Origin of the sequence: Pontixanthobacter luteolus (genome assembly GCF_009828095.1) — a bacterium.
Lineage (GTDB): Bacteria > Pseudomonadota > Alphaproteobacteria > Sphingomonadales > Sphingomonadaceae > Pontixanthobacter > Pontixanthobacter luteolus.
This window is the reverse complement of the sequence record NZ_WTYP01000001.1, coordinates 678767-702057: the sequence shown is the minus strand read 5'-3', so window position 1 is coordinate 702057 and position 23291 is coordinate 678767. Positions and strand designations below refer to the sequence as shown.

The 23291-nt window shown below is 59.0% G+C and carries 15 protein-coding genes; 6 read left to right on the top strand and 9 right to left on the bottom strand.

Annotation, left to right across the window (positions count from 1 at the left end):
- Position 1: 1 nt before the first annotated feature.
- The 5 genes from ligA to GRI43_RS03335 form a co-directional block, all read right to left on the bottom strand.
- The gene (gene ligA / locus GRI43_RS03355) at positions 2-2059 is read right to left on the bottom strand and encodes an NAD-dependent DNA ligase LigA (RefSeq protein ID WP_160729664.1); all 2058 of its coding nucleotides are present in this window, start codon (positions 2057-2059) and stop codon (positions 2-4) included.
- On the bottom strand, positions 2060-3724 hold the full coding sequence (recN, locus tag GRI43_RS03350; protein WP_160729663.1) for a DNA repair protein RecN: 1665 nt from the start codon (positions 3722-3724) through the stop codon (positions 2060-2062).
- Positions 3725-3882: 158 nt separating this feature from the next.
- Entirely contained in the window at positions 3883-5007 is a 1125-nt protein-coding gene (locus GRI43_RS03345) for a S8 family serine peptidase (RefSeq protein WP_160729662.1), read from the bottom strand.
- 273 nt (positions 5008-5280) lie between these two features.
- Positions 5281-6864 carry a type II secretion system protein GspD gene (locus GRI43_RS03340; RefSeq protein WP_160729661.1) on the bottom strand — a complete coding sequence of 528 codons (1584 nt, stop codon included), beginning with the start codon at positions 6862-6864 and terminating at the stop codon, positions 5281-5283.
- Positions 6865-7081: 217 nt separating this feature from the next.
- On the bottom strand, positions 7082-7894 hold the full coding sequence (locus GRI43_RS03335; RefSeq protein WP_235903594.1) for an outer membrane protein assembly factor BamD: 813 nt from the start codon (positions 7892-7894) through the stop codon (positions 7082-7084).
- Between the two features lie 131 nt (positions 7895-8025).
- Here GRI43_RS03335 and GRI43_RS03330 point away from each other — a divergent pair, with 131 nt between their 5' ends.
- From GRI43_RS03330 to GRI43_RS03320, 3 genes are all read left to right on the top strand, one after another.
- Positions 8026-8985, top strand: a complete 960-nt coding sequence (locus tag GRI43_RS03330) for a hypothetical protein (RefSeq protein WP_160729660.1) — start codon at positions 8026-8028, stop codon at positions 8983-8985.
- A gap of 583 nt (positions 8986-9568) precedes the next feature.
- On the top strand, positions 9569-10054 hold the full coding sequence (locus tag GRI43_RS03325) for a DUF4365 domain-containing protein (RefSeq protein WP_160729659.1): 486 nt from the start codon (positions 9569-9571) through the stop codon (positions 10052-10054).
- Positions 10051-11268 (top strand): hypothetical protein, encoded by a 1218-nt coding sequence (locus tag GRI43_RS03320; protein ID WP_160729658.1) that lies wholly within the window; start codon positions 10051-10053, stop codon positions 11266-11268. Before GRI43_RS03325 ends, GRI43_RS03320 begins: the two co-directional genes overlap by 4 nt.
- A gap of 139 nt (positions 11269-11407) precedes the next feature.
- On the opposite strand, the gene lepA is transcribed toward GRI43_RS03320, so the two are convergent.
- The 3 genes from lepA to GRI43_RS03305 form a co-directional block, all read right to left on the bottom strand.
- Positions 11408-13225: a translation elongation factor 4 gene (gene lepA / locus GRI43_RS03315; protein ID WP_160729657.1), complete on the bottom strand. Its 1818-nt coding sequence runs from the start codon at positions 13223-13225 to the stop codon at positions 11408-11410.
- Between the two features lie 86 nt (positions 13226-13311).
- Positions 13312-15519 carry a putative bifunctional diguanylate cyclase/phosphodiesterase gene (locus tag GRI43_RS03310; protein WP_235903593.1) on the bottom strand — a complete coding sequence of 736 codons (2208 nt, stop codon included), beginning with the start codon at positions 15517-15519 and terminating at the stop codon, positions 13312-13314.
- Between the two features lie 30 nt (positions 15520-15549).
- Positions 15550-18300, bottom strand: coding sequence for an EAL domain-containing protein (locus GRI43_RS03305; RefSeq protein WP_160729656.1), 2751 nt, complete (start codon positions 18298-18300; stop codon positions 15550-15552).
- 145 nt (positions 18301-18445) lie between these two features.
- On the opposite strand from GRI43_RS03305, the gene GRI43_RS03300 reads away from it, so the two are divergent.
- Genes GRI43_RS03300 through GRI43_RS03290 form a run of 3 tightly spaced genes read left to right on the top strand, consistent with a single transcriptional unit; the run spans position 18446 to position 22381 of the window.
- The gene (locus tag GRI43_RS03300) at positions 18446-20140 is read left to right on the top strand and encodes a PHA/PHB synthase family protein (protein WP_160729655.1); all 1695 of its coding nucleotides are present in this window, start codon (positions 18446-18448) and stop codon (positions 20138-20140) included.
- A 34-nt stretch (positions 20141-20174) separates the two neighbouring features.
- Positions 20175-21035, top strand: coding sequence for an alpha/beta fold hydrolase (locus GRI43_RS03295; protein ID WP_235903591.1), 861 nt, complete (start codon positions 20175-20177; stop codon positions 21033-21035).
- 29 nt (positions 21036-21064) lie between these two features.
- On the top strand, positions 21065-22381 hold the full coding sequence (locus GRI43_RS03290; protein WP_160729654.1) for an FAD-dependent oxidoreductase: 1317 nt from the start codon (positions 21065-21067) through the stop codon (positions 22379-22381).
- Here GRI43_RS03290 and GRI43_RS03285 read toward each other — a convergent pair.
- Positions 22378-23268, bottom strand: coding sequence for an alpha/beta fold hydrolase (locus GRI43_RS03285; protein ID WP_160729653.1), 891 nt, complete (start codon positions 23266-23268; stop codon positions 22378-22380). The genes GRI43_RS03290 and GRI43_RS03285 overlap by 4 nt on opposite strands.
- Positions 23269-23291 lie beyond the last annotated feature (23 nt).

The window sequence follows — 23291 nt, the reverse complement described above, 5'->3', positions numbered from 1 at the left end:
GTCAGCCTGCGGCCTTTACGATTTCGGCCCAGCCTGCTTCGTCAATCGTTTCAATCCCGAGATCCTGCGCCTTTTTCAGCTTGCTGCCCGCGCCGGGCCCGGCAACCAGCAGGTCGGTCTTGGCACTGACAGAACCGGAAGCTTTCGCCCCCAAGCGTTCAGCCTGCGCCTTGGCCTCGTCGCGGCTCATGGTTTCCAGCTTGCCGGTGAACACCACGGTTTTGCCGGCCACGGGGCTGTCCAGCGTTTCGACCTCGTAACGCGGCGGGCTGACTTCGCTCAGCAGGTCTTCCCAAACCGCAACGTTATGCGGTTCATGGAAAAAATCGCCCAATGCCTCGACCACCGCGCCGCCGATCCCGTCTATACTGGTCAGCAGGCTGGCGGCTTCTTCGTCGCCGGCGCGGGCCTTCTGCGCGGCATCGCGGATTGCGGGCAATTCGTGGAAATATTTCAGCAAATCGCGTGCGGTCACCGCGCCTACGTGCCGAATGCCGAGGCCGAACAACAGCCGCGCAGCATCGGGCTGGCGGCGGTTTTCCACCGATGCCAACAGTTTCTCCACAGACTTGTCCTGCCACCCCTCAAGCGCGAGAATCTCGTCCTTGCGCTGGTGCAGGCGGAATATATCTGCCGGACTTTCCAGCCAGCCAAGCGCAAAGAACTGGTCGATGGTTTTCTCGCCCAGCCCGTCGATATCCAGCGCCGCACGGCTGACGAAATGCTTCAGCCGCTCGGTCCGCTGTGCCGGGCAGATCAGCCCGCCGGTGCAGCGCACATCGACCTCGCCCTCCTCCGCCACGGCTTCGCTGCCGCATTCTGGGCAATGGTCGGGAAAGACATAGGGTTCGCGCTGTTCATCGCGGGTCAGGTTCTCGACCACTTGGGGGATAACATCGCCGGCGCGCTGGACCTTGATCCGGTCACCGGGCCGAACGCCTAGCCGCTCGATCTCGTCCTTGTTGTGCAGCGTCACATTGGTCACCGTGACCCCGCCGACCAGCACCGGCGCGAGGCGGCCGACCGGGGTCAGCTTGCCTGTGCGGCCAACCTGGATGTCGATGTTTTCCAGCGTGGTTTCGGCCTGTTCCGCAGGGAATTTGCGGGCAATGGCCCAGCGCGGAAACTTGGTCACAAAACCAAGCCTTTGCTGCCAGTCCAGCCGGTCGACTTTGTAGACAACTCCGTCGATTTCATAGGGCAGGTCAGCGCGCGCCGCCGCAATCGCAGCGTAGGCGGCGAACATCTGGTCGAGAGTTTCGCAGCGCTGGAACAGCGGTGAAACCGGCACGCCCCACTTGGCCAGCTGCTCCACCACATCGACCTGCGTCGCGCCCGGCACTTGCGACACATCGCCCCAGCCATGCGCCCAGAATTTCAGCGGGCGTTTCGCCGTGACGCTGGCATCTTTCTGGCGCAGGGAACCGGCAGCGGCGTTGCGCGGATTGGCGAACAATTTCCCTCCGGCTGCCTCCTGCGCCGCATTCAGTGCAGCAAAATCGGCGCGCGCCATGTACACCTCGCCGCGAATTTCGAACACGTCAGGCGCGTCGGCAGGCAATTGCTGCGGTATGTCGGAGATATGCGCAACGTTGGGCGTCACATCTTCGCCAACCTGCCCGTCCCCGCGGGTCGCCGCGCGCACCAACTTGCGGTTTTCGTAGCGCAGCGAGCAGGATAGCCCGTCGATTTTGTCCTCCGCTGTGAAGGCGATCGCGGCGTCTTCCGGCAGTGCAAGAAACCGCCGGACACGGGCGACAAACTCCGCCACTTCCTCGTCCGCGAATGCATTGTCGAGGCTCATCATGCGAACTTCGTGGCGGACCTTGCTCAGCGGTGATGCTGCGATCTGGTGCCCGACCTTCTGCGAGGGACTGTCGGGCCGCACAAGATGCGGAAACTGCGCCTCCAGTTCGGCATTCCGGCGCACCAGCGCATCATATTCCGGATCGGAAATTTCCGGCGCATCCTTGGCATGATACAGTTCGTCATGCCGCGCAATTTGCCTTGCCAGGCGCATGAGTTCATTGGCAGCTTCGGCTTCGGTGATGTCCGGCATTTACACCCCTTCCAAAAGCCTGTCTGCCTGCGCCCGTGCTTCATCGGTCACCTCGGCACCCGACAGCATTCGCGCGATTTCTTCCTTGCGCTGACCCGCATCCAGCAAGCCGACCGAGGTCCGGGTAACGGTGCCCTCGGATGACTTCGCAATCATGTAATGTTCGCCGCCCCGGGCGGCCACTTGCGGGCTGTGCGTTACGGCGAGCAATTGCCCGCCGGACGCTAGCCGTGCCAGCCGGTCGCCAATAGCGCTGGCCACCGCGCCGCCGACCCCGCGGTCGATCTCGTCAAAGATCACTGTCGCCGCGCCGCCTTTTTCCGCCAGCGCGACTTTCAGCGCCAGGATAAAGCGGGACAGCTCGCCGCCCGATGCAATCTTGCCCAGCGGGGCGAAATCGGCACCCGGATTGGTCGCGATAAGGAATTCCACCCCATCCATCCCGCTCGCGCCCCAGCGTTCTTCCGGCAATTGTTCGACCGAAGTTTTAAACCGCGCGGCATCCAGTTTCAGCGGCGCCAGTTCTGCAGCAACCGCCTTGTCCAGCCTGGCCGCGGCTTTCACCCGCGCTTCGTGCAATGCGCCTGCCTTTTCGCGGTACGCATCGCCCGCTGCGCCAGCCGCTTTTTCAAGCGCGCCGATGCCAGCCTCCCCGCCTTCGATGGCGTCAAGCTGGGCGCGCATTTCACGCGCCAGTTCGGGCAGCGTGTCGACGTCGCAGCGATGCTTGCGCGCTGCCGCCCGCAGTTCGAACAACCGTGTTTCCGCATCATCGAGAGCGGCTGGATCGTGGATCAGCTGGTAACCGGCTTCGGTCAGCTTTTCCTCTGCCTCCCCCGCCTCGATCACCGCACGATCGAGCGAGGCCAGCGCATCAGACAACAGCGGATGTTCTTCCGCAATCCGGTCCAGCTTGCGTGCAGCACTGCGCAGCGAGGCAAGCGGCGAGTTCGACCCGTCCCAAACCTTGCGCAAATCTTCCAGTTCGCCCTGCAGCCGCTCGCCCTTCTGCATGTCGGCACGCAATCCGGCCAGGCGCGCTTCCTCGCCCACTTCGGGCTGCAGTTCGGTCAGTTCGGCGAGATGCGCGATCAGCAGATCCTGATCTTCTTTTGCCTGGACGATCGACGCCTTGGCTTCTTCCAGCGCAGACATCGCCTGTCGCCATTCGCCCCATGCTGCCGCGACAGCGCCGGTGTTTGCCCCGGCATATCGATCGAGCAGCATCCGGTGCCCGCGCGGGTTTACGAGGCCGCGATCATCATGTTGACCATGCAGTTCGACCAACGCGCCCGCCATTTCGCGCAGCAGTGCCACGCCAACCGGCTGGTCGTTTACGAATGCCTTGGAACCACCATCTGCCTTGACCCGGCGGCGCAGTATCAGCGGTTCGCCCGGTTCGATCTCTACCTCGGCATCGTCCAGCACCTGCGATATCGATTTGGGTACCACTTCAAATTCGAACGTGGCCGTTACGCTGGCCTGTTCTTCGCCGGCACGAACAAGACCGCTATCGGCACGGTTGCCGAGCACGAGGCCAAGAGCATCGAGCAGGATCGACTTGCCAGCCCCGGTTTCACCGGTCAGCACACCAAGACCGCCCGCAAATTGCAGGTCCAGCGCCTCGATCAGCACGATGTTACGAATGGAAAGCTGGGTCAGCATAGACCCTGCAAGCTGTAGCCGAATGAAAACCGCGCGTCACGATGCCAAGGACGGTTTGCAAACAATCTTTTCGCCCAGTCAGACTGGCGGCCTGACATAAGAAAGGGGCGGCCCGCTTTCGCATGGACCGCCCCGATCAATTCAGCTTTTCGGCTGGCTTAGTTTACGACACCGATCGTGTCGGCATTGCCGTCTGGATCGCCGTTCACGCGGCCACCGTTACCAACCGCGCCCTGCAGCAAGATGCCGGCGAGATGCGGGGTGGCCATCGAGGTGCCGGAGATGGTGTTGTAACCACTACCGGTCCAGGTCGATTTGATCGACGAGCCCGGCTCAGCAAAATCAACCGGCGGGTTGCCGAAGTTGGAGAAGCTGGACCAGTTATCGCCAATCGCAAAGGACGAAACGGTAAACACGTTCGGGCCATTTGCACGGGCTGGCGAATGGTTGTTTGCGTGGTCGCTTTCGTTACCGGCAGCCAGTGCGAAACGCACACCGCCAGCTGCTGCGTTGACGACTGCCGTATCCAGCGCATCGCTGACACCGCCGCCAAGGCTCATATTGGCAACATCGCCCGGACGGCCATACTGCGCGACATAATCGATCCCGGCGATAACGCCTGAGAACGAACCCGAACCGCGGCGGTCAAGCACGCGAACCGAGACAACCGGTGCACCCGGCGCAACACCGATCACGCCGATATTGTTGTCAATCGCAGCAATGGTGCCGGCAACATGGGTTCCGTGACCGTTCTGGTCATTCGCATCGCCCCGGCTGAGGAAGCTGGCTGAACGAGCCAGATCGACGTTCAAATCGGGATGATCGAGCTGAATGCCGCTGTCGATTACCCATGCGGTTGCAAAGTTACCTGCGCCGCCGCCGTTAACGCGGGCGATACCCCACGGAGTTTCCTGCGCCGGCTGACTACCGCCGCCGCCGCCGCCCGGCTTGCCCTTCTGGCCGCGGAACTGGATCGCCGTGGCGACCTGGTCCTGCTCGCAATAGGCAATGTTGGCGTTGTTGCGCTGCATGTTGGCAACCGCCTGCGGCGCGGCATTGACTGCGAAGCCGCGCAGGGCGACGCTGTAGACATGCTTGAGCTGGGCCTGTTCGGCCTGTGCCGAACGTTGCGCTTCTGCACGGGCGTTGCCGCGAGATACCTTGCCATTGAATACGCAGATATAGCTGTTGGCGATCTTGTCGCCCGCCTTCTGAGCCTGCGCCGGCGTAGCCATCGCAACTAGCGGCAACGCCGCGACCACGACGAGAGTTTTGAAGTTCATTATTGTACCCTCCAGTACGTTTTCAGTCCCTACAACCGCCCGCGACCCGGAACGGCTGAAGTCAGTGAACGTATCGAAGAATATTTCCCTGTCGAGTGTAAATTACGCTTAATTCCAAATTAATTTGGAAAACCGTGAATAATCAATCGGGGCAATAGTTTACGGACAAGTAACGATGCCAGTATATCGGCAAATGACAAGCAAGGCTAAACTTCGCCAGAGGCGGATCAATCGGAAATATTGTATTTTTCAGGAGGGCAGCGACTTACTGCTTCAATATCCGGCCGTCTCTGGCTCCAATTCCTGTTCAACTGAATCGCCCGTCGACCTTTGATCTTCGAAACGCCGGTGGCGCACGATCCGCGGGGTTATGACGATATAGAGTTCGGTCTTCGTGCTGGTCGAACGTTCGTTCCGGAACAGATTTCCCACCAGCGGTATATCTCCCAGCAGAGGAACCTTCGATTTGGTGGTCAGAACGTTTTCCTGTGTCAGCCCGCCGATGACGAAAGTTTCCCCGTCGCGTACCGAAGCGCTCGTCTCTGCCTCGCGCTGGCTGATGGTGGGATACCCTTGCGAGAAGCCGGTCACACTGGAAACGACGCCGTAAATCTTGGACGTGATGTAACCATCGCTGCTGACTCGCGGCGCGATCTGCAGGGTCACGCCGACATTTACATACTGCACCTGCTGGGAAACGCCGTTGACGCCCGAAAGCTGGATGGATGTCAGGATGGGCAGCGCGTCTCCGGTGATGATCTTTGCCGTCGAACCGCTTTGTGCGGCGATGCGCGGACGGGAAACAATGCGCCCCTCTCCCTTCTGGATCTGCGCATAAATCGCAGCCTGGAGCACGCCCGAAGGCAGCACATCGTTCGGATCGATGCCAAACGGGAGGAATGATCCAGTCGTCAGCGTGCCAACGCCGATCTGGCCGTTCTGATTGTTCAGATCGAGCCCCAGATTGCGCGCCCCGGTTTCGGTCAGTTCGACAAATTGTGTTTCCAGAATCACGCTGTCTACCGGCACGTCGATCAGCTCGATCTGACGTTTCACCCGGTCGATCCTGTCCGGCGTGCCGGTTATCCAGATCGCGTTAAGCCGGCGGTCGACCGCCAGGCCGTTGCCGAAATTCTTCCCCAAGGGAACGCTTTCACGCTCTGCCTGCTGCGGGGCACCGATATAGCTTGTTTGCTGGTTGGCGGCAGGCGATCCAAAGCCCGGCTCGCGCCGGATGAAGACATCGTTGGGCGAAATCTCAACACCCTCGGCCAGCAGCCCGACCACTTCGGAAACATCCGCATATTTCAGGAACACCAGCTCATAGGCATCGCCCGGCTGATAGGCATCGATCGGTCCGCGGCTGAGTTCCTGCTGCGGAACGACATCCTCGCCGGCGGAACCGATCGGCCGGCTGCCGAGCACTTCCTCCTCGGAAACCCGGTCGACGCTGACCTGAATAGAGTTTGCGCCCATACGTTCTGCCCGGATCGTGGAAGGCAATGCAGTGCTGAACCGTAATACGAGGCTGCTTCCCTGCGTCTCGAACTGGAGCGATCGCACCAGCCCGCGATAGGTCTGGCGCGAGGCAATTCGGCCGGTCTTGAGCGTGGTCGCCATGACCAGCTCCGGGCGATTGGGGTCGCGGTCGACGGTGGCGACGCGCGGTTCGGCGGGCGAAAAGCGCAGGATGAATTTGGCGGAGCCTTCGTCCTGCGTAACCAGCCGCAGTTCTTCGAGGACCGATGGCACCACTTGTGCAGATGCGCCCGGCACAAAAATTGCCGCACCAAGCACAAACGCAAGCGCGGCGGCACAAATCAGGCCAAAAAGCGATTCTCGAATTTTATAGTTCAATGCGACCCCAGCGTCATAAGAATGCAGACGCGTCCTCTGGGATTATGTTTATCGGGCCAAGAGGCAAATGCAAGCGCGCGGGCAGCGCCTGTCGATAACCGGGGGCAACCTGCCGCAAATGCGGGCGGTTACCGGCCTGCGCGCGCCGACCTGAGCCAAGCGAGCAGGCGCCTTTCGCGGCGCCTGCAATGCAATAAAAACGGGCGTGTGCGGCTATTTAGCCGGCGGTTGCGCCAGGGGCCTCGTCCTGCACAAGGTCATAGGCCTTGTCGTACCATTCGCTGCCCGGATAGTTTGCACCGAGAACAGCGGCATATTTCACCGCTTCCTGAGGGATGCCCAGCGCGAGGCTGCTTTCTGTCAGACGGTAGAGCGCTTCGGGTGCGTGGCTGGTGGTCTGGAAATTGTCGACCACGTTCTGGAACCGGATTTGCGCCGCGAGCCAGCGGCCCGAACGCTGGTAATACCGCCCGATTTCCATTTCCTTGCCCGCGAGGTGGTCGTTCACCAGGTCAAGCTTGAGGCGCGCATCGGCTGCGTATTCGCTCTGCGGGAAACGGCGGTTCACTTCGGTCAGCGCGACACGCGCCTGCTCGGTGATTTTCTGGTCGCGCTGCACATCGCTGATCTGCTCGTAATAGCTGAGAGCGATCAGGTAATAGGCATAGGGCGCATCCTTGTTACCCGGATGGATCGACAGGAAACGCTGCGCGCTTGCCACCGCCTTGTTGTAATCGCGGGCCGAGTAATAGGAGAACGCGCTCATCAGCTGCGCGCGGCGGGCCCACGGCGAATAAGGGTGCTGACGCTCCACCTCGTCAAACAGGGCCGCGGCGAGTTTGGTGTTGCCGCCTTCCAGCCGCCGTTTCGCCTCGGAATACAGCGATTCCACATCGCGCGCGACATAGGCTGTATCGGTGCCGTCGTCCCCGCCGCCGCCAAACGCCGCACACCCGCTGAGCAGGGTGGAACCGGCAACCATGGCTGCAGTGAGGGTCAACTTGAGCGAGCGGCGCGATGTCGTGATCATGCGCTGCCTATAGCCACTGGCTTTCTGAACGCCAAGTGAAGTCTGGGCCGCCCGCGCGCAAAGACGTGGAAATCAGCCCGCCTGCACAAACCGCTGTCCTACACACCGCGCGCCATGCTTTGCCCCCGCGCATGACGCGCCGCACCGATCCCCGCACCGTTCGCACAACCCTCCCCGCTGCAAACCCCGCTGGCCAGCTGCCCGATTTCACCCCCGTCCCACGCCAGGGCAACCGGCATGACGGCTGGACCGAACAGCGCCAGCGCGCCTTTATCGAGGCGCTGGCCGACACCGGCAGCGTCCACGCCGCGTGCAAGGCGGTGGATATGAGCCAGCCCGGCGCATATTATCTGCGCCGCCAGCCGGGCGCCGAAAGCTTCCGCGCCGCATGGCAGGCCGCACTGGATCTGGGCGTGCAGCGGATAGAGGATACCGCGATGGACCGCGCGCTGAACGGGGTGGAGGTGCCGGTCTATTCCTATGGCAAACTGGTCGGCACCCGCCGCGTGGTGAACGACCGGCTGCTGATGTTCATGCTGAGGAACCGCGCGCCCGAACGGTTCGCCGAAGGCAGCGCCAAATCGCTGAACGCGGTCGGCAAGATGGAACTGAAGCGGCTGAAAAAACAGTGGCGGCAGGAATACCGCAAGGAATGGGAAGCTGAGCAGCAAGCAGGCCAGAAGGCGGATCAGGAACCCGCCAGCCCGCAGCAAAAGATGGAGACCGCCCAGCGCGCCCGCCAGATCATCGATGCCAAGCTGGATGAACTGCGCCAGAGCATAGAGGCCCGCCATGCCGCCGAATGGAAAACCCTGTCCCCCGAAACCCGCGATGCCTACCGCCGATACGAGGAACTGCGCGCCCGCGACCTGAAACGCGAGGTTCAGATGCCCGCCCACCTCGCCAGCGAAGAGGATATCGCCACAGAACACGCCGAGATCGAACGCGCCGTGCAATTGCGCAAAAGAGGCGGCAGACCGGAGGAAACCCCCACCCTACCCCCGCCCGGCTGGGGCAAACGCAAACCAGCCGAGCGGCCCGCAGAGGAAAACCCGCGCTGGCGGTCGATCAAGGATGATGGGTGGCAGTGAGTCTGTTTGTGATGGCCTCAAGCGCCGGCGGTCGCATCCGCTCGCTCAGGCTACCGCGCTAACCGCGCGCCGCGCAGTCGCGCTCTGGCTGCCGCGACCAGGATCAGGCGCGAGATAGATGGCTTGCGATGACCCGAGGCCAACGGCCTCGCAAGCGCAACCGCCCGCCCGAGCTTGTGCGAGGAAGCAAGGGAGCCGGATGGCTCCCGCCCGCAGGGGCCAAACAAAAGGCTTACGCATTTTGGGAAAACCGTCGTGACCTGCCCTCCCCTCCCGTTTGTGAGAGAGGACCAAGTCAAGCCGCGAAGGCGTGATACTCCCGGCGCCACGCCAAGCACTTAAAGGGCGAGAGAATGAATTAAGTACACTGTCCCCGGAATTTCCGAACGAGGCTCCCACGGATTATGAATTATTTCTTCGGACTTCGTCTCGCCGCGATTATTACGTTTCATACTCGGTTGCTCGCCAAGTGAAAACATGCGCCCCAATCGAGTCTTGTTTTATGGACTTGTGTTCGGGAATATTTCTCCTATGACTGGCAGGTGTGAGCATCACCGTAAATCACTGTAAAGAAAGCATTTGCATGGCGCATATCCAGGCAGTGTCTGGTATGGCGGGCACACTCCTGACCGCCAAGCCGGAATATGACTACGGTGTTGACGGTCAGTTTGACTCGGTAATCTTCCGCGAAAAGCGCCGTGTGCAGTCCGGACTTCCACTTCAATTCCAAGCAAAAGCATCCGTGAACTGGGAGATCAAAGGCGGCGAAGTTATCTATGACTTGGAAGGAAAGACATACAATGATCTCGTGAGCCGAGAGCCGCACGAAACCACACTAATCCTAATTCTTCTCTGCCTACCGAAGAACGCGGTGGACTGGCACCTGATTAATTCGGCAACGACTACCTTAAAGACCGCATGCTACTGGGACATTATCACTGGCACGCCCCTAGCGAACGAAAACACAACGAAGCGCATCAAAATTCCTGAGACACAGGTTTTCACCCCCAAGGCACTTCTTGAGCTTCTGAAAGCCGAGAAACTCCGCAGGTTGGGAATGGTGACATGAGCGCTGGATCAATAGAGCTTGGCGGAGTTCCGCTGGGACTTCTCCGAAGATACCTAAAAGTTCGCGCTTGGGACGATAAACACGCAGCGAAGCCTTCGAAAGATTTGGAAGGGTCGAGACTTAGCGAGACAATGCTTCGCCTTCTTAAGGCGCGCAGGACTGAAGTTGATTCACAGGACGAGACCTTCACTGTCTTCACATCGAAGGACCCGGCACTCAACAATATTGAGTTAGTCGTACCGACCGCTAGAGACACTAAGGAATACGAACTGCTAGTCGGAAGGGTGGTTCATGCCCTAGCTGCAGTCGAAGGGCGGAACCCAAAAGACGTCATAAGGAGTATTAGGCAGATTGGCTTCGACGTTGTCAGGTCACGCATTCCAGACACTTACGTCGTCAACGACACAATCGTGTTAGAGCGCGCGGAAAGCTTTATAAAGGGCTTTCGCAACGTCTTGGCGGCCACAGCCTCTACTGAGTTAGATCCTAAGCCTTACTACGAACGGTCGCTGAAAGCTGGCGGTCATTATGCAAATAACTGTCGCTTCGGTCACACTTTCCGCGGCAGCTTCGGCTTTACGATCGAATCGCCGCTCAGCCCTCATGACCAGACGGGCATGCCGGATGTCGAACCTCAACAGCCGTTTGAACGCAGAGTTATTGAGCGCCTCGCCGTTGGCCTGAAGACACTGGAAGAGGCCGTAATTGCGGATAACATTGACCCGATCGTTGAAGGGTACAAAAGTGGTCTCAGCGCTAACATGTGCGACCACCTTTCCGCGCTCGTCGAATCCACCTCCCACGCCGAAATGGTTTTCGATTTCTCGCTCAGTCCTGAGTGGAAAAGTTCAATAGTCGCTGCAGAACAAAAGAAAATAGTGATTGGCCCTGCACATCTCGAAGCCTCGAAAGCAGCAGCGAAAAAACTACGCAGACCTCCAGAGCCGATAGATGCTGATGTCCGTGGGCGGGTTGTCTCACTGTCCAGTACTGGTGATCCATCGAATGTTCAGGACAAGTTTGGGGACCGTGAGGTAGCGCTACATTGGGCTAGCGAGAAACATGGAGATATCACCGTTCGCACTTCACTTAGCCCAAAAGACTACCTCAGAGCCTTGGACGCGCATGGCAGTGGTCGTCCTATTCGGTTGAAAGGAAAGCTGGAGCATTCAGGCCGGAAATGGGAATTGAAGGACCCATTCATGGTGGGATAATCAATTTGCCAACAAAACAGTAAGGGGTAGGAGGCCCTTACAAAACATTCAAACGGACATGTGCCCGCCGTCTAAATTGAGCACTTTGGAGTGAGACTGATTGGCATACATAAAGCCGAGTCGGAACTTAAAACGGGTGCTACTCCTCCCCCATCCGCAGCGCAGCGATAAACGCTTCCTGCGGAATGCTCACATTGCCGTATTCGCGCATCTTGGCCTTGCCCTTCTTCTGTTTTTCCAGAAGTTTCTTTTTGCGCGAGATATCGCCGCCGTAACATTTGGCGGTCACGTCCTTGCGCATGGCGCTGATCGTTTCGCGGGCGATTACCTTGCCGCCGATGGCCGCCTGGATCGGGATTTTGAACAGGTGGCGCGGGATCAGGTCTTTCAGCCGTTCGCACATGCCTCGTCCGCGTGCCTCGGCCACATTGCGGTGGACGATCATCGATAGCGCGTCGACCGGTTCGTTGTTCACCAGGATGTTCATTTTCACCAGATCGCCTTCGCGCAGGCCGATCTGTTCGTAATCGAAGCTGGCATAGCCGCGGCTGATGGATTTCAGGCGGTCGTAGAAATCGAACACCACCTCGTTCAGCGGCAATTCGTATGTCACCTGCGCGCGGCCGCCGACATAGGTCAGGTCGGTTTGCACGCCGCGCCGGTCCTGGCACAGTTTCAGGATCGCGCCGAGATGTTCGTCGGGCGTGTAAATGGTCGCCTTGATCCACGGTTCCTCGATGCTCTCGATCCGGCTGGGGTCGGGATAATCGGCGGGGTTGTGCAGCTCTATCGTGCGGGCATCGTCGTTCTTCGATTTGTTCAGCTGGATGCGGTATACAACGCTGGGCGCGGTGGTGATCAGGTCCAGATCGTATTCGCGGCTGAGGCGTTCCTGGATAATCTCTAGGTGCAGCAGGCCGAGGAAGCCGCAACGGAAGCCGAAGCCGAGCGCGGCGCTGCTTTCCATTTCAAACGTGAAGCTGGCATCGTTCAGCCGCAGCTTGCCGATGGATTCGCGCAGTTTCTCGAAATCGGCGGCGTCGACGGGGAACAGGCCGCAGAACACCACGCTCTGCACTTCCTTGTACCCCTTCAGCGGCTGGGTCGCCCCGCCCTTCACCGTGGTGATGGTGTCACCCACGCGGGCCTGTTCGACTTCCTTGATCTGCGCGGTGATGAAACCGATTTCGCCGGGGCCGAGTTCGGGCAATTGCTCGATCTTCGGGCGCATGCAGCCGACGCGGTCGATCAGGTGCTCTGTCCCGCCCTGCATGAATTTGACCTGCTGGCCTTTCTTCACCACCCCGTCGATCACGCGGATCAGGATGACGACGCCGAGATACGGATCGTACCAGCTGTCGACCAGGCTGGCCTTGAGCGGGGCGTCGCGGTCACCCTTGGGCGGGGGGATCTTCTTGACCACCTGTTCCAGGATATCCTCGATCCCGATGCCCGATTTTGCGCTGGCGAGCACCGCTTCGGACGCGTCGAGGCCGATGACATCCTCGATTTCCTTGCGGACCATTTCGGGTTCGGCGGCGGGCAGGTCGATCTTGTTGATGACGGGCACGATTTCGTGGTCATGCTCGATCGACTGGTAGACATTGGCCAGCGTCTGCGCCTCGACCCCTTGAGCGGCGTCGACCACCAGCAGCGCGCCTTCGCACGCGGCCAGGCTGCGCGAAACCTCGTATGCGAAATCGACGTGGCCGGGCGTGTCCATCAGGTTGAGCTGATAGGTCTCGCCATCCTTCGCGGTGTAATGCAGGCGCACGGTCTGGGCCTTGATGGTGATGCCGCGCTCCTTCTCGATGTCCATGTTATCAAGCACTTGCTCGGACATCTCGCGGTCGGTCAGCCCGCCGGTGAACTGGATCAACCGGTCGGCCAGCGTCGACTTGCCATGGTCGATATGGGCTATGATGGAAAAATTGCGGATTTTGGAAAGTTCAGTCATCGCCCGCGCAAATAGCGACGAAGCAAAGCAATGTCAGCTTTATTGCGTGCTCGTCCGCGCTTTTTGGTAGCGGTTGAGCAAAAGCGTCAGCTTCCGTAGCTGGCTTTCGACAAATCGATCTGCATGAAAGCCGGTATAGACGGTGTCCCATCGGCATGCTGGTTCTTGATCAAGGGGTAGTTTCCAGCTGGCAGCGCGGCCAACGGCATACCCGCAGCGGCCAAGGCGTAAGGAGAGACACGGTGACGCGTGCACAATCCGTCTGCCCCGTCGCTCACCAAGGCCATTTCAAATTCCAGGCCCTGCGATGCGCCGTTCGATCTGCGCACGGTGCAAACTGCCAATTGCCCCCCGCCAAGATCAAGCACCAATTTGGTGCCCGTTGGCACGTCGAGCAGCCCTTCGATCATGGCACCGGTTTTCGACAAATTTCGAAGAACGGCATCGTAGCGGTGATCCTCATGGATCACGCCAATCTTGCGAAACACCGTTTTTCGATCTGCACGGTGCCGTGCCGGGCCAACCGGTTCGAATTCCAGAGATCCCGAGCCTAGCCTTTCCAACACGTCGCTTTGCGGCATCGCCTTGGCAAAAATGTAACCCTGGATCGTATCTGCACCGCGTGCTGTGACGAGTTCCAGCTCGTCCATCGCCTCCACGCCTTCTGCGACTGTCTCCATGTTGAGAGCGCCGGCAAGGCTGACGATGGCGGTGATGATTGCAGAATTGTTATTGCCCTGTTCGGTTGCACCCCGGACAAAGCTCTGGTCAATCTTGATCTTGTCGAAAGGCGCGTCACGAAGGTAGCCGAGCGAGGAATATCCGGTACCAAAATCGTCGAGTGCCAGCCGCACGCCCAGTTCCTTGAGCTGGGCGAACATCCGCTTCGTCGCATACGGGTCCGACATGAACACGCTCTCGGTAATTTCGAGTTCCAACCTCTTCGGATCAAGGCCCGACTGGCTCAACGCACGCTCTACAATCGACGGAAAGTCTTCATCGGAAAATTGGACGGCCGACACGTTGACCGCAACAGTAATGCCATCCGGCCATTGCGCTGCATCCATGCATGCGCGCTTCAGTGCCCACTCCCCGATTTCGGCAATGATGCTGGTTTCTTCTGCAATCGGAATGAATTGTGCCGGGCTGATCCAGCCGCGATCCGGGTGGTGCCAACGCATCAGCGCCTCGAAACCCTTCGCCTGACGGGTGCTCGCCTTGACCAGCGCCTGATAATGCAGTTGCAACTGCTCATGTTGCAAGGCGTCACGCAAATCTTCCTCGATCTGCTTTCGCGCCCTCGCCCCGTCTTTCAGATCGCTAGAGTAAAAGCGGAATTGCCCGCGTCCGCCGCCCTTGGCAGCATAGAGCGCCAAGTCTGCACTGCTCACCAGTTCCTCAGAGGCAAGCCCGTCATACGGGGCGATGGCGATGCCCAGCGACGTGCCGATAATCGCTCTTGTACCGTCGATCGAGTAAGGCTGAGAGATCATCTGGATAATCCTCTGCCCCAGATCACCGAGCTTGCCGCGATCATCCATATCCGGAAGCATGATCTGGAATTCATCGCCGCCCAGACGCGCAATCTCACCCTTGTCCTTGATGATTGTCTGAAGCCGCTGTGCGACCTGTTTCAGCAATTCATCGCCGGCCGGGTGGCCAAGTGTGTCATTCACCTGCTTGAACCTGTCGAGGTCGAGCATCATCAGCGCGCAGCTGCGTTTGGCGGACTGGTAAGCGGTCAACGTCGTGCTGAGGCGCTTTTCCATCGTATGGCGATTGGCAAGGCCCGTAAGCGTATCAAATTTCGCAAGCCGCGAGGCGTCTCTGTCTCGTTCGCGGTCGGCGGTTATATCCTTCGCGCCGCCGCGATATCCGAGAAACTCGCCGCCACTGCCGAACTGGGGTTTCCCCGAAATCGCCCACCAGGTTTCTCGCCCGCTATCCACCAACAGGCAAACCGAGAGGTCAGCAAATGACTGGCGCGCGCTGATGAGGAACGGCAACGGCCTTTCGACCTTATCCTGATCGTCTATTTTGCCCGACACGAACATGCTGGAAAGCTGCGTTCCGATAATCTCCGAACTCTCTTTTCCGAGAGTCCGTGCCGCGCTCTCGGACAGATATACCAAGCGGCCGCGCGGATCGGTCGCCCAGAACCATCCGAGGCCCAGCTCTTCAAAATTGTCCAGCAGCGCAAGTCGCTGCGCGGCGTCGGCCCTGCCTATGGGCATCAGGCCATGCCCGCTGCCAGCACCCACGCTGAACCGGCCGAGGAACCCGTTCTTACCCATGGCGACTGCCTTGCAGATGCAATAGCCGGATCATGCGGAACGTCTCGCTTCTTCTTCAATCGGTTGTGCTGAACGATGGATTGTCGGCTTCATCGCGCCAAGTTTTTCCATGTCGACCGGCTTGGCGAATTTTACACCCATCCGGTCGTCCTGTCCCCAAATCGATCGTGCGGTCAGGATCACGCTTTCGGAAAAGGCTATGTTGAATTCCGTGCCGGGTGGGACATTCCACAACCCTTCAATCATGGCACCCCCGACCGACATGTTCCGGATAGTGCCGTTGTAATAGTGGCCGCCGCTTTCGAGCATGACTTTGCGCAGCATCGTCTGGCGCGGCGCACGTGAAGATCTTGGTCCGCGCGCAGTCAGGCGGCCACCGGCAAGAACGAACTTGGTCGCTTCGGCGCAGCTCACAGCCTTTGAATAGATGTAGCCCTGAATATGACTGCAACCCAGGGACCGGACGAGATCAAGCTCATCCAGCGTTTCCACTCCTTCTGCGGTCGTATCCATCCCCAGTGACTTGGCGAGGCTCGTTATCGAGGTGATGATCGCACCATTGCGGCTACCAGGCTCGGTCGCGCCCCTGACGAAACTCTGGTCGATCTTGATCTTGTCGAACGGAGCTTTCTTCAAATAGCCGAGCGATGAATAGCCGGTACCGAAATCATCGAGAGCAAGACGTACGCCCACGCGTTTCAGCGCCGTGAACATCGCATCGGTGCCTTCATCGTCGTTCAGGAATACCGTTTCGGTAATCTCCAGTTCGAGGCGGGACGGATCAATCCGTGCGCGCGCAATCGCATTCGTGATGATCGACGGTAATTGCGGGTTCGAGAACTGCAAAGCCGAGACGTTGACCGCGCACCGAATATGTTCGGGCCACCGGGCAAGATCGTCACAAGCCGTCCGAATTGCCCATTCGCCAATGGCAGCGATAAGGCCGGTATCTTCTGCAATCGGGATGAACCGCGCAGGGGACAGCCAGCCCTGCTTCGGGTGGTTCCACCTCAGCAAGGCCTCGAAACCGCTCAGCGTATCATCCCCTGCATTCACAACGGGCTGATAAAACAGCTGGAGATCGCCATTGGCGATGGCGTCACGCAGATCCTGCTCCAGCGCACTGCGTTCCTCTGCTGCAGAGTGCAGGTCGTTGGAATAGAAGTGATACCGCCCGCGTCCGCCGTCCTTAGCCGCATACAGGGCAAGGTCGGAATTGCGGATTATCGATTCGCTGGTCAGGCCATCATCAGGCGCGACGGCGATACCGATAGATGCACCGATAACCACGCGCTGGCCCTCGATCGAATAGGGCTGCGAAAGCGAGTGAATAATTTGCTGGGCGAGCTGCGCGAGACGCTCTCTCTCTGTTCGTCCAGCAATGATCACCTTGAATTCATCGCCGCCCAACCTGCCGACGCGGCCATCACTTCCAACCGCCCGTTCCAACCGCTGAGAAACTTGCTTGAGCAGGGCATCTCCAGCCGGATGACCAAGCGTATCGTTGACGTGCTTGAACCGGTCCAGATCAAGCAGGAAAACACTGCATTCGCGCTGCTGTTCCTGCGGGGCGGAAAGTATCTTTTCCAGCGTCTGCTGCATCTGGAACCGGTTGGCGAGCCCGGTAAGCGAATCATACTGCGCAAGGCGGGTTACGCTTTCCTCGCTGCGCTTCTTCTCGGTCAGATCGGTACCCGAACCGCGGAAACCCACGAAGTTGTGGAAGCTGTCATAAGCCGGGCGTCCGTTAATGGACCACCAGCGTTCTTCGCCGGGCGTGGCTGCACGCACGCCGAGTTCCTGAAAAGAAGACCGCGCTGAGAGATGGAAGGTCAGGGTCCGTTCGCCATCGCGGTTGTCATCGCCAAGGTCGAACAGATCGGCAAACGGCCTGCCGAGTATTCTCGATTCCGGTTTTTGAGTGACCCGTACGACGGACGGCGAAACATAGGTCAACAGACCCCGACGATCAGTCTCCCAGAACCAGCCCTGTCCTGTTTCTTCGTAATCGCGCAGAATATCCTCGGCGCGGTTTTGTTCTCGGGCACGAACCTGCTGCACAGCCAGCCGCGCCCGGTTCACTTTGATCTGATAATGACCGATCAGCATCGTCGTGAGGGAGGCGAGGATCAGCGCGCCGATAGCATCGGCATTGCCTACGAGCACGGCAATTGTACCCCATGACGTCAGCAGGCAGCTGACTTGCTGTACCGGGCGGTCGGTCAGCAAGCTGAAACACAAAGTGTTCATTGTCAGGATACCGGCCACAATCCATGGCCAACCCAGCCCGGCGTGCTGGTTCCACAGAACGAGCGATGCGGCGAAAAGTCCTATCGGCGCGACGATTGTAGCCCAGGCAAGGGGCTTGTAATAGCTCGGCGTCTCTCGTCCTGCCCGTTCAATCTTGGCCAGCTTTAGCGACAGAACACTGATGCCAACCGCCGGACTGATCGAAACCAGAATTTCGCGCGATGGCAACGACCAAGTGATGCCCATTGCAATAAACAGGCTCAAGCCGAGCGCCAGAGATACAAACCACCAGGGGCCGGGAATTATCGGGGGGTCGAGAGATTCCTGCCGCGGGGGAGACTGTTTGCTCCGCCGCAGGGGATTGCGCCGCTCACCATCTGAACGGCGGTCGGCAGTGTGGGCTTGTTTCTGCTCGTTATTCGGCTTTGCGCTGCTGTGGTCCGCATTGGCAGGGCGCACGCGAACGGGTGCGCTTTCACGCACCGTTTGTTCACCATTTTCAGGCCGCTTTTGCGGTTGGAGTACGCCCATGCCTCGGCCATGCCAAATCCGCTTTGAAAAACCGTTAACCAGACGGACGATTTACGAGAGGGGCCAAAGCCGCCATCCGTTCGCTTGCCAAGACAGCGGCTGCCGTGCATGAAATGCAAAACAGAACAGAGTATCAGGAGAGCACATGGCCAACGGCACGAAGCTTGAAGACGAAGCAGCCCAGTCGACAACCGCATTGGGGCCAATGATTGGCCTCGCCAGAGAAGATTTTGTCGGCGCTATCGCATTGTTATTACGGGAAACTGCCTCTGATCCGGTTCGGTCCATGAAGCACGCTCAAGAGATGGGTCAGGACATGATCAAGATCATGACCGGCAAATCCGATCTTGCGCCCGATCCGAAAGACAAACGTTTCCGTGATCCCGCATGGCAGTATAATCCGTTCCTGAGGGCGGGCGCGCAGTATTATCTCGCCGTACAGAAAGGCATGAAAAGCTGGCTCGACGATCTCGAACTTGACGATCTTGAGCGGGACCGGGCCAATTTCATTTCCAACATCATTATCGACGGGTTGGCACCGACCAACACCCTGATCGGTAACCCGACCGCGCAAAAACGGCTCGTCGATAGCGGTGGACTCAGCCTCATCAAGGGTCTGAAGAACGCCTATAACGACATGGTCCATAACAAGGGGATGGTCAGTCAGGTCGACAAGCGTCCGTTCAAGCTGGGCGAAAATGTCGCAATTTCAAAAGGTTCTGTGGTTCTGCGGACAGAGATGATGGAACTTATCCATTACGCTCCGACGACTGACGAAGTTTACGAAATTCCGCAGCTGACGATCCCGCCGCAGATCAACAAGATGTATATCAACGACCTCAGCCCGGAAAAATCCGTGGTCAAATGGCAGGTCGACAACGGCATCCAAACATTCGTGATTTCGTGGCGTAACCCGACCAAGGAACAGGGCCATTGGGATATGGCCGACTATGTCCGTTCCTGCCGCGAAGCGATGGAAGCGGCCGCAGCCATCACAGGGTCAAAGAAAGTTAACGTATCGGCCGGTTGTTCGGGCGGGCAAACCGCTGCGATGGTCGCCAGCAAGATGGCTGCCGACGGGGACGACCTGCTCGGCGCGCTCACCCTGATGGTTTGCGTGCTTCATCCCAAGCAGAACGATATCGAAGCCGGATCGCTGGTCAGCGAAAACGGCATGGCACTGGCTCGCCGCCGTGCAGCGAAGAAGGGCGTGATCAAGGGAGATGATCTGGCGCGCGGATTTGCCTGGCTCAGGCCGAATGACCTGATCTGGAATTACGTGATCAACAATTACCTGCTCGGCGATGACCCGCCTGCATTCGACGTGCTGTTCTGGAATGCCGACGCAACCAACCTCTCCGCGAGCCTGATGGGCGATTTCCTCACGGCTTTCGAAACGCTGGCCTTCACCCGCAAGGGCGAAGTCGAAATGGTGGATCACAAGGTCGACCTTTCGAAGGTCAAGAGCGACCTGTTCATTCTGGGCGGCGTAACTGACCACATCACCCCGTGGAAGGCGACCTATCGTTCGACCCAATTGTTCGGTTCCAAGGACGTGACCTACGTCCTCAGCCAATCCGGGCACATGCAGGCGATCCTTAACCCTCCCGGCAATCCCAAGGCCAAGTATTTCGTCCAGAAAGGCGGCGGAAAGCTGCCAGCAACTGCGGATGAATGGCTTCAGGGAACAGAGGAAGTTGCGGGTAGTTGGTGGCCATACTGGGCAGAATGGGTAACCAAGCGCTCGGGCAAGAAGAAAGCGGCTCCCAAGAAACTTGGCAATACCAAGTATAAGCCACTTGATCCTGCACCGGGGCTTTACGTTTCCGAAGAGGTCTAAGAATTATCTTTCTGAATTATCAAAGGAATTTTGCTTGAGCGATCCTATGGCCTCGGCCGAAGTGACGATGGAAAGCGTGGGCGGCAGAAAGCTGCGAGTTGCACGCTGGAACCTTGACAAACCAAGCGACCATCCGCCGATCCTGTTTTTCAACGGTATTGGTGCAAACATTGAAGCCGTTGCACCCTTGGCCGAAGCCATGAGCGATCGCGGGTTCATCATGTTCGATATGCCCGGTGTCGGCGGTTCGCCAGATCCGGTCATTCCATATAACACCATCACGATGGCGTGGACCGCTACCCAGCTTCTTGACCGTTACAATCTCGATGTTGTGGACGTGATGGGCATCAGCTGGGGCGGCGGCATGGCCCAGCACTTCGCGATCCAGCACCCGGGCAGGACCCGCCGTTTGATCCTGGTTGCAACCAGCGCCGGAATGCTGATGGTACCCGGCAATCCCGCTGCATTGACCAAGATGGCGAACCCTCGCCGCTATGTCGACGCAGACTACATGGCGAAACATTTCAAGACGTTATACGGCGGAGCATTGGGCAATGAGCTCGGTGTGGACGAAGGCAAGAACGAGCATATCGACCGCCTGTCACCCCCCAGTCCGCGCGGATATATGTACCAACTTCTCGCCATGATCGGCTGGACCAGCGCGCCCGCCCTGCCCTTCATGCGCAAGGAAACGCTGATCCTGATGGGCGACGATGACCAAATTGTCCCGTTGATCAACGGCAAGTTCCTTAAAAGCCTGATCCCCAACAGCGAACTGGTGGTGATGGCAGGCGGCGGGCATCTGTTCCTGCTCAGCCACAAGGAAGAAAGCGTGATTGAAATCAAGAACTTCCTTGATGCACCTCACGGAGATGACCTGTCAGCTGCGGCATGATCAAAGCGCGCCGATAAACGGGAGAAGTTATGCGGCACATCGCGATTATTGGTTCAGGGCCGGCAGGGTATTACACTGCCGAAGCGGCGCAGAAACAATGGGGCGATGATGTCCGCGTCGATGTGTTCGACCAATTGCCGGTCCCATATGGATTGATCAGGACGGGTGTCGCGCCCGATCACCAGTCGATCAAGGGCGTGTCACGCAGGTACGAGAAAACCGCGTTGACCGAAAATGTTCGGTTTGTCGGCAATGTTACCGTCGGTAAAGACGTCTCAGTCGCCGAGTTACAGCAACATTATGATGCTGTCGTGCTGGCCACCGGCGCGCCCAATGACAAGATGCTAGGCCTTCCGGGCGAAGACCTCGCCAATGTTTATGGGAGCGCCAGTTTCGTCGGCTGGTATAACGGCCATCCCGAATTCGCCCGGCTCGATCCCGATCTGTCGGGAAAGCATGCGGTGGTCATCGGCATGGGCAACGTCGCGCTCGACGTGGCGCGGATTTTGGCCAAAACCGAAACGGAATTTTCAGGCAGCGACATCGTCGGCCACGCGCTCCAGAAACTGGTCAACTCGGGGATTGAAAAGATTACCATCCTTGGCCGGCGCGGGCCGCATCAGATCATGATGACGCCGAAGGAATTGGGCGAGCTTGGAAATCTGGAACGGGCCTCGCCCCGCGTCGACCGTGCAGACTTGCCGGATGAAGCAGAAGATGCCCTGCTGGAGCCTGGCCTGAGGAAATCTGTCACCCATCTGCGCAGTTTTGCAGCGATCCCGGAAGACATGCACGCGGAAAAGAAGATCGAGATCGAGTTTGATTTCTTCGCCAGCCCCGTTGCGATGGAAGGTAGCGGCAAGGTCGAGAGCGTTCGGGTGGAACGAACCGAAGTGAAAGCAGGCCGCGCGGTCAGCACCGGCGAAAGCTATTCGATCCCCGCAGACGTTGTCGTGGCGTGCATCGGATATCGCACCTCGCCTATTACAGGGGTACCCTTCGACGATAGGGCCGGCCGCTTCGCCAATGACGAGGGACGTATTCTGACCGGCCTTTACTGCGTCGGTTGGGCACGGCGCGGGCCATCAGGCACGATCGGAACAAACCGTCCGGACGGGTTCGGACTGATTGAAAAGATCGCCGAGGATATTGATGGCGGGCTGCTTGGACCCGCGAAGCGCAAGGGACGCAGCGGGTTCGACGAACTCGTCAAGGAACGCGGCCTCGACGTGGTAACCTTCCAGGACTGGAAGAAGATCGAAGAAGCCGAAGCCGCCGCCGCACGTGAAGGATCACCGCGCGAGAAATTTATCGATATCGAGGCAATGATCAGCGCGGCAAACTAGCTGAGCCAGGCCTTCAATTCAGCGTTCACTTCATCAGGCACGTCTTGTTGGACCCAGTGCGATGCATCGGGGAAACGGCGCACGGTCAGATTAGGCACAAATTCCGCCAACCCGTCGAGACAGTGGATATCGATGGCGACATCCTGTTCGCCCCACAGGACCAATGTGGGCGTGTTCACTTTGCCATCTCCAATTTCCCGAACATCGGGAAAGCGCAGAAGTGCACGGTAGTAAGCGAGCATTGCACGGATCGCACCCGGCTTATTCGCCGCCGCGCGATAGGGGGCGAGCTCGCGGTCACCGAAACGCGATTTGTTGATGGCCGAGCGCCGAAACGCCTGAACGATCGGCTCTGCCCGATTGCGCGAGAGGAGCCTTTCGGGCAGCCACGGCAGCTGGAAAAAGAAGATATACCAGCTTTTGCGCAATTGCCGCCATTTGCGCAGCTCGCGCTCCGAACATTTGGGATGCGGGACGTTGAGGATGACCAACCGTTTTAGCGGACGCAGCCTCTTGATCGCAAAATGCCAGGCGACCAGTGCGCCCCAGTCATGCGCGATCAGAGTGACTTCGCTGGCACCGCTTGCATCGATCAGCGCCGCGACATCTTCAGCCAGCACATCGAGCCGGTAATCGCCGACATTGTCCGGCCTCGTCGTCCCGCCATACCCGCGCATATTGGGCGCCCACACCCGGTAACCCATCTCCGCGAGCACCGGCATCTGGTGACGCCAGCTGTAATGCAGCTCCGGAAAACCGTGCAGGCACAGCGCAAGCCGATCCCCGTTTCCCGCCTCAGCGACTTCGAACCTTAGGCCGTTCGCATCGACCCACTGCATCGTGATTCCGCTATCGGGCGCGGGTTGCCAGCTGAATTCCTGATCCATCTGTCCCGTATAGCGGGCCGCGG

Bases quoted from the DNA above. Each gene is read 5' to 3' on its own strand.
- lepA (WP_160729657.1), bottom strand. From the start codon at position 13,225: ATGACTGAACTTTCCAAAATCCGCAATTTTTCCATCATAGCCCATATC.
- GRI43_RS03300 (WP_160729655.1), top strand. From the start codon at position 18,446: ATGGCCAACGGCACGAAGCTTGAAGACGAAGCAGCCCAGTCGACAACC.
- GRI43_RS03305 (WP_160729656.1), bottom strand. From the start codon at position 18,300: ATGGGCGTACTCCAACCGCAAAAGCGGCCTGAAAATGGTGAACAAACG.
- GRI43_RS03320 (WP_160729658.1), top strand. From the start codon at position 10,051: ATGAGCGCTGGATCAATAGAGCTTGGCGGAGTTCCGCTGGGACTTCTC.
- GRI43_RS03325 (WP_160729659.1), top strand. From the start codon at position 9,569: ATGGCGCATATCCAGGCAGTGTCTGGTATGGCGGGCACACTCCTGACC.
- GRI43_RS03345 (WP_160729662.1), bottom strand. From the start codon at position 5,007: ATGAACTTCAAAACTCTCGTCGTGGTCGCGGCGTTGCCGCTAGTTGCG.
- ligA (WP_160729664.1), bottom strand. From the start codon at position 2,059: ATGCCGGACATCACCGAAGCCGAAGCTGCCAATGAACTCATGCGCCTG.
- GRI43_RS03310 (WP_235903593.1), bottom strand. From the start codon at position 15,519: ATGGGTAAGAACGGGTTCCTCGGCCGGTTCAGCGTGGGTGCTGGCAGC.
- GRI43_RS03330 (WP_160729660.1), top strand. From the start codon at position 8,026: ATGACGCGCCGCACCGATCCCCGCACCGTTCGCACAACCCTCCCCGCT.
- recN (WP_160729663.1), bottom strand. From the start codon at position 3,724: ATGCTGACCCAGCTTTCCATTCGTAACATCGTGCTGATCGAGGCGCTG.
- GRI43_RS03290 (WP_160729654.1), top strand. From the start codon at position 21,065: ATGCGGCACATCGCGATTATTGGTTCAGGGCCGGCAGGGTATTACACT.
- GRI43_RS03285 (WP_160729653.1), bottom strand. From the start codon at position 23,268: ATGGATCAGGAATTCAGCTGGCAACCCGCGCCCGATAGCGGAATCACG.
- GRI43_RS03335 (WP_235903594.1), bottom strand. From the start codon at position 7,894: ATGATCACGACATCGCGCCGCTCGCTCAAGTTGACCCTCACTGCAGCC.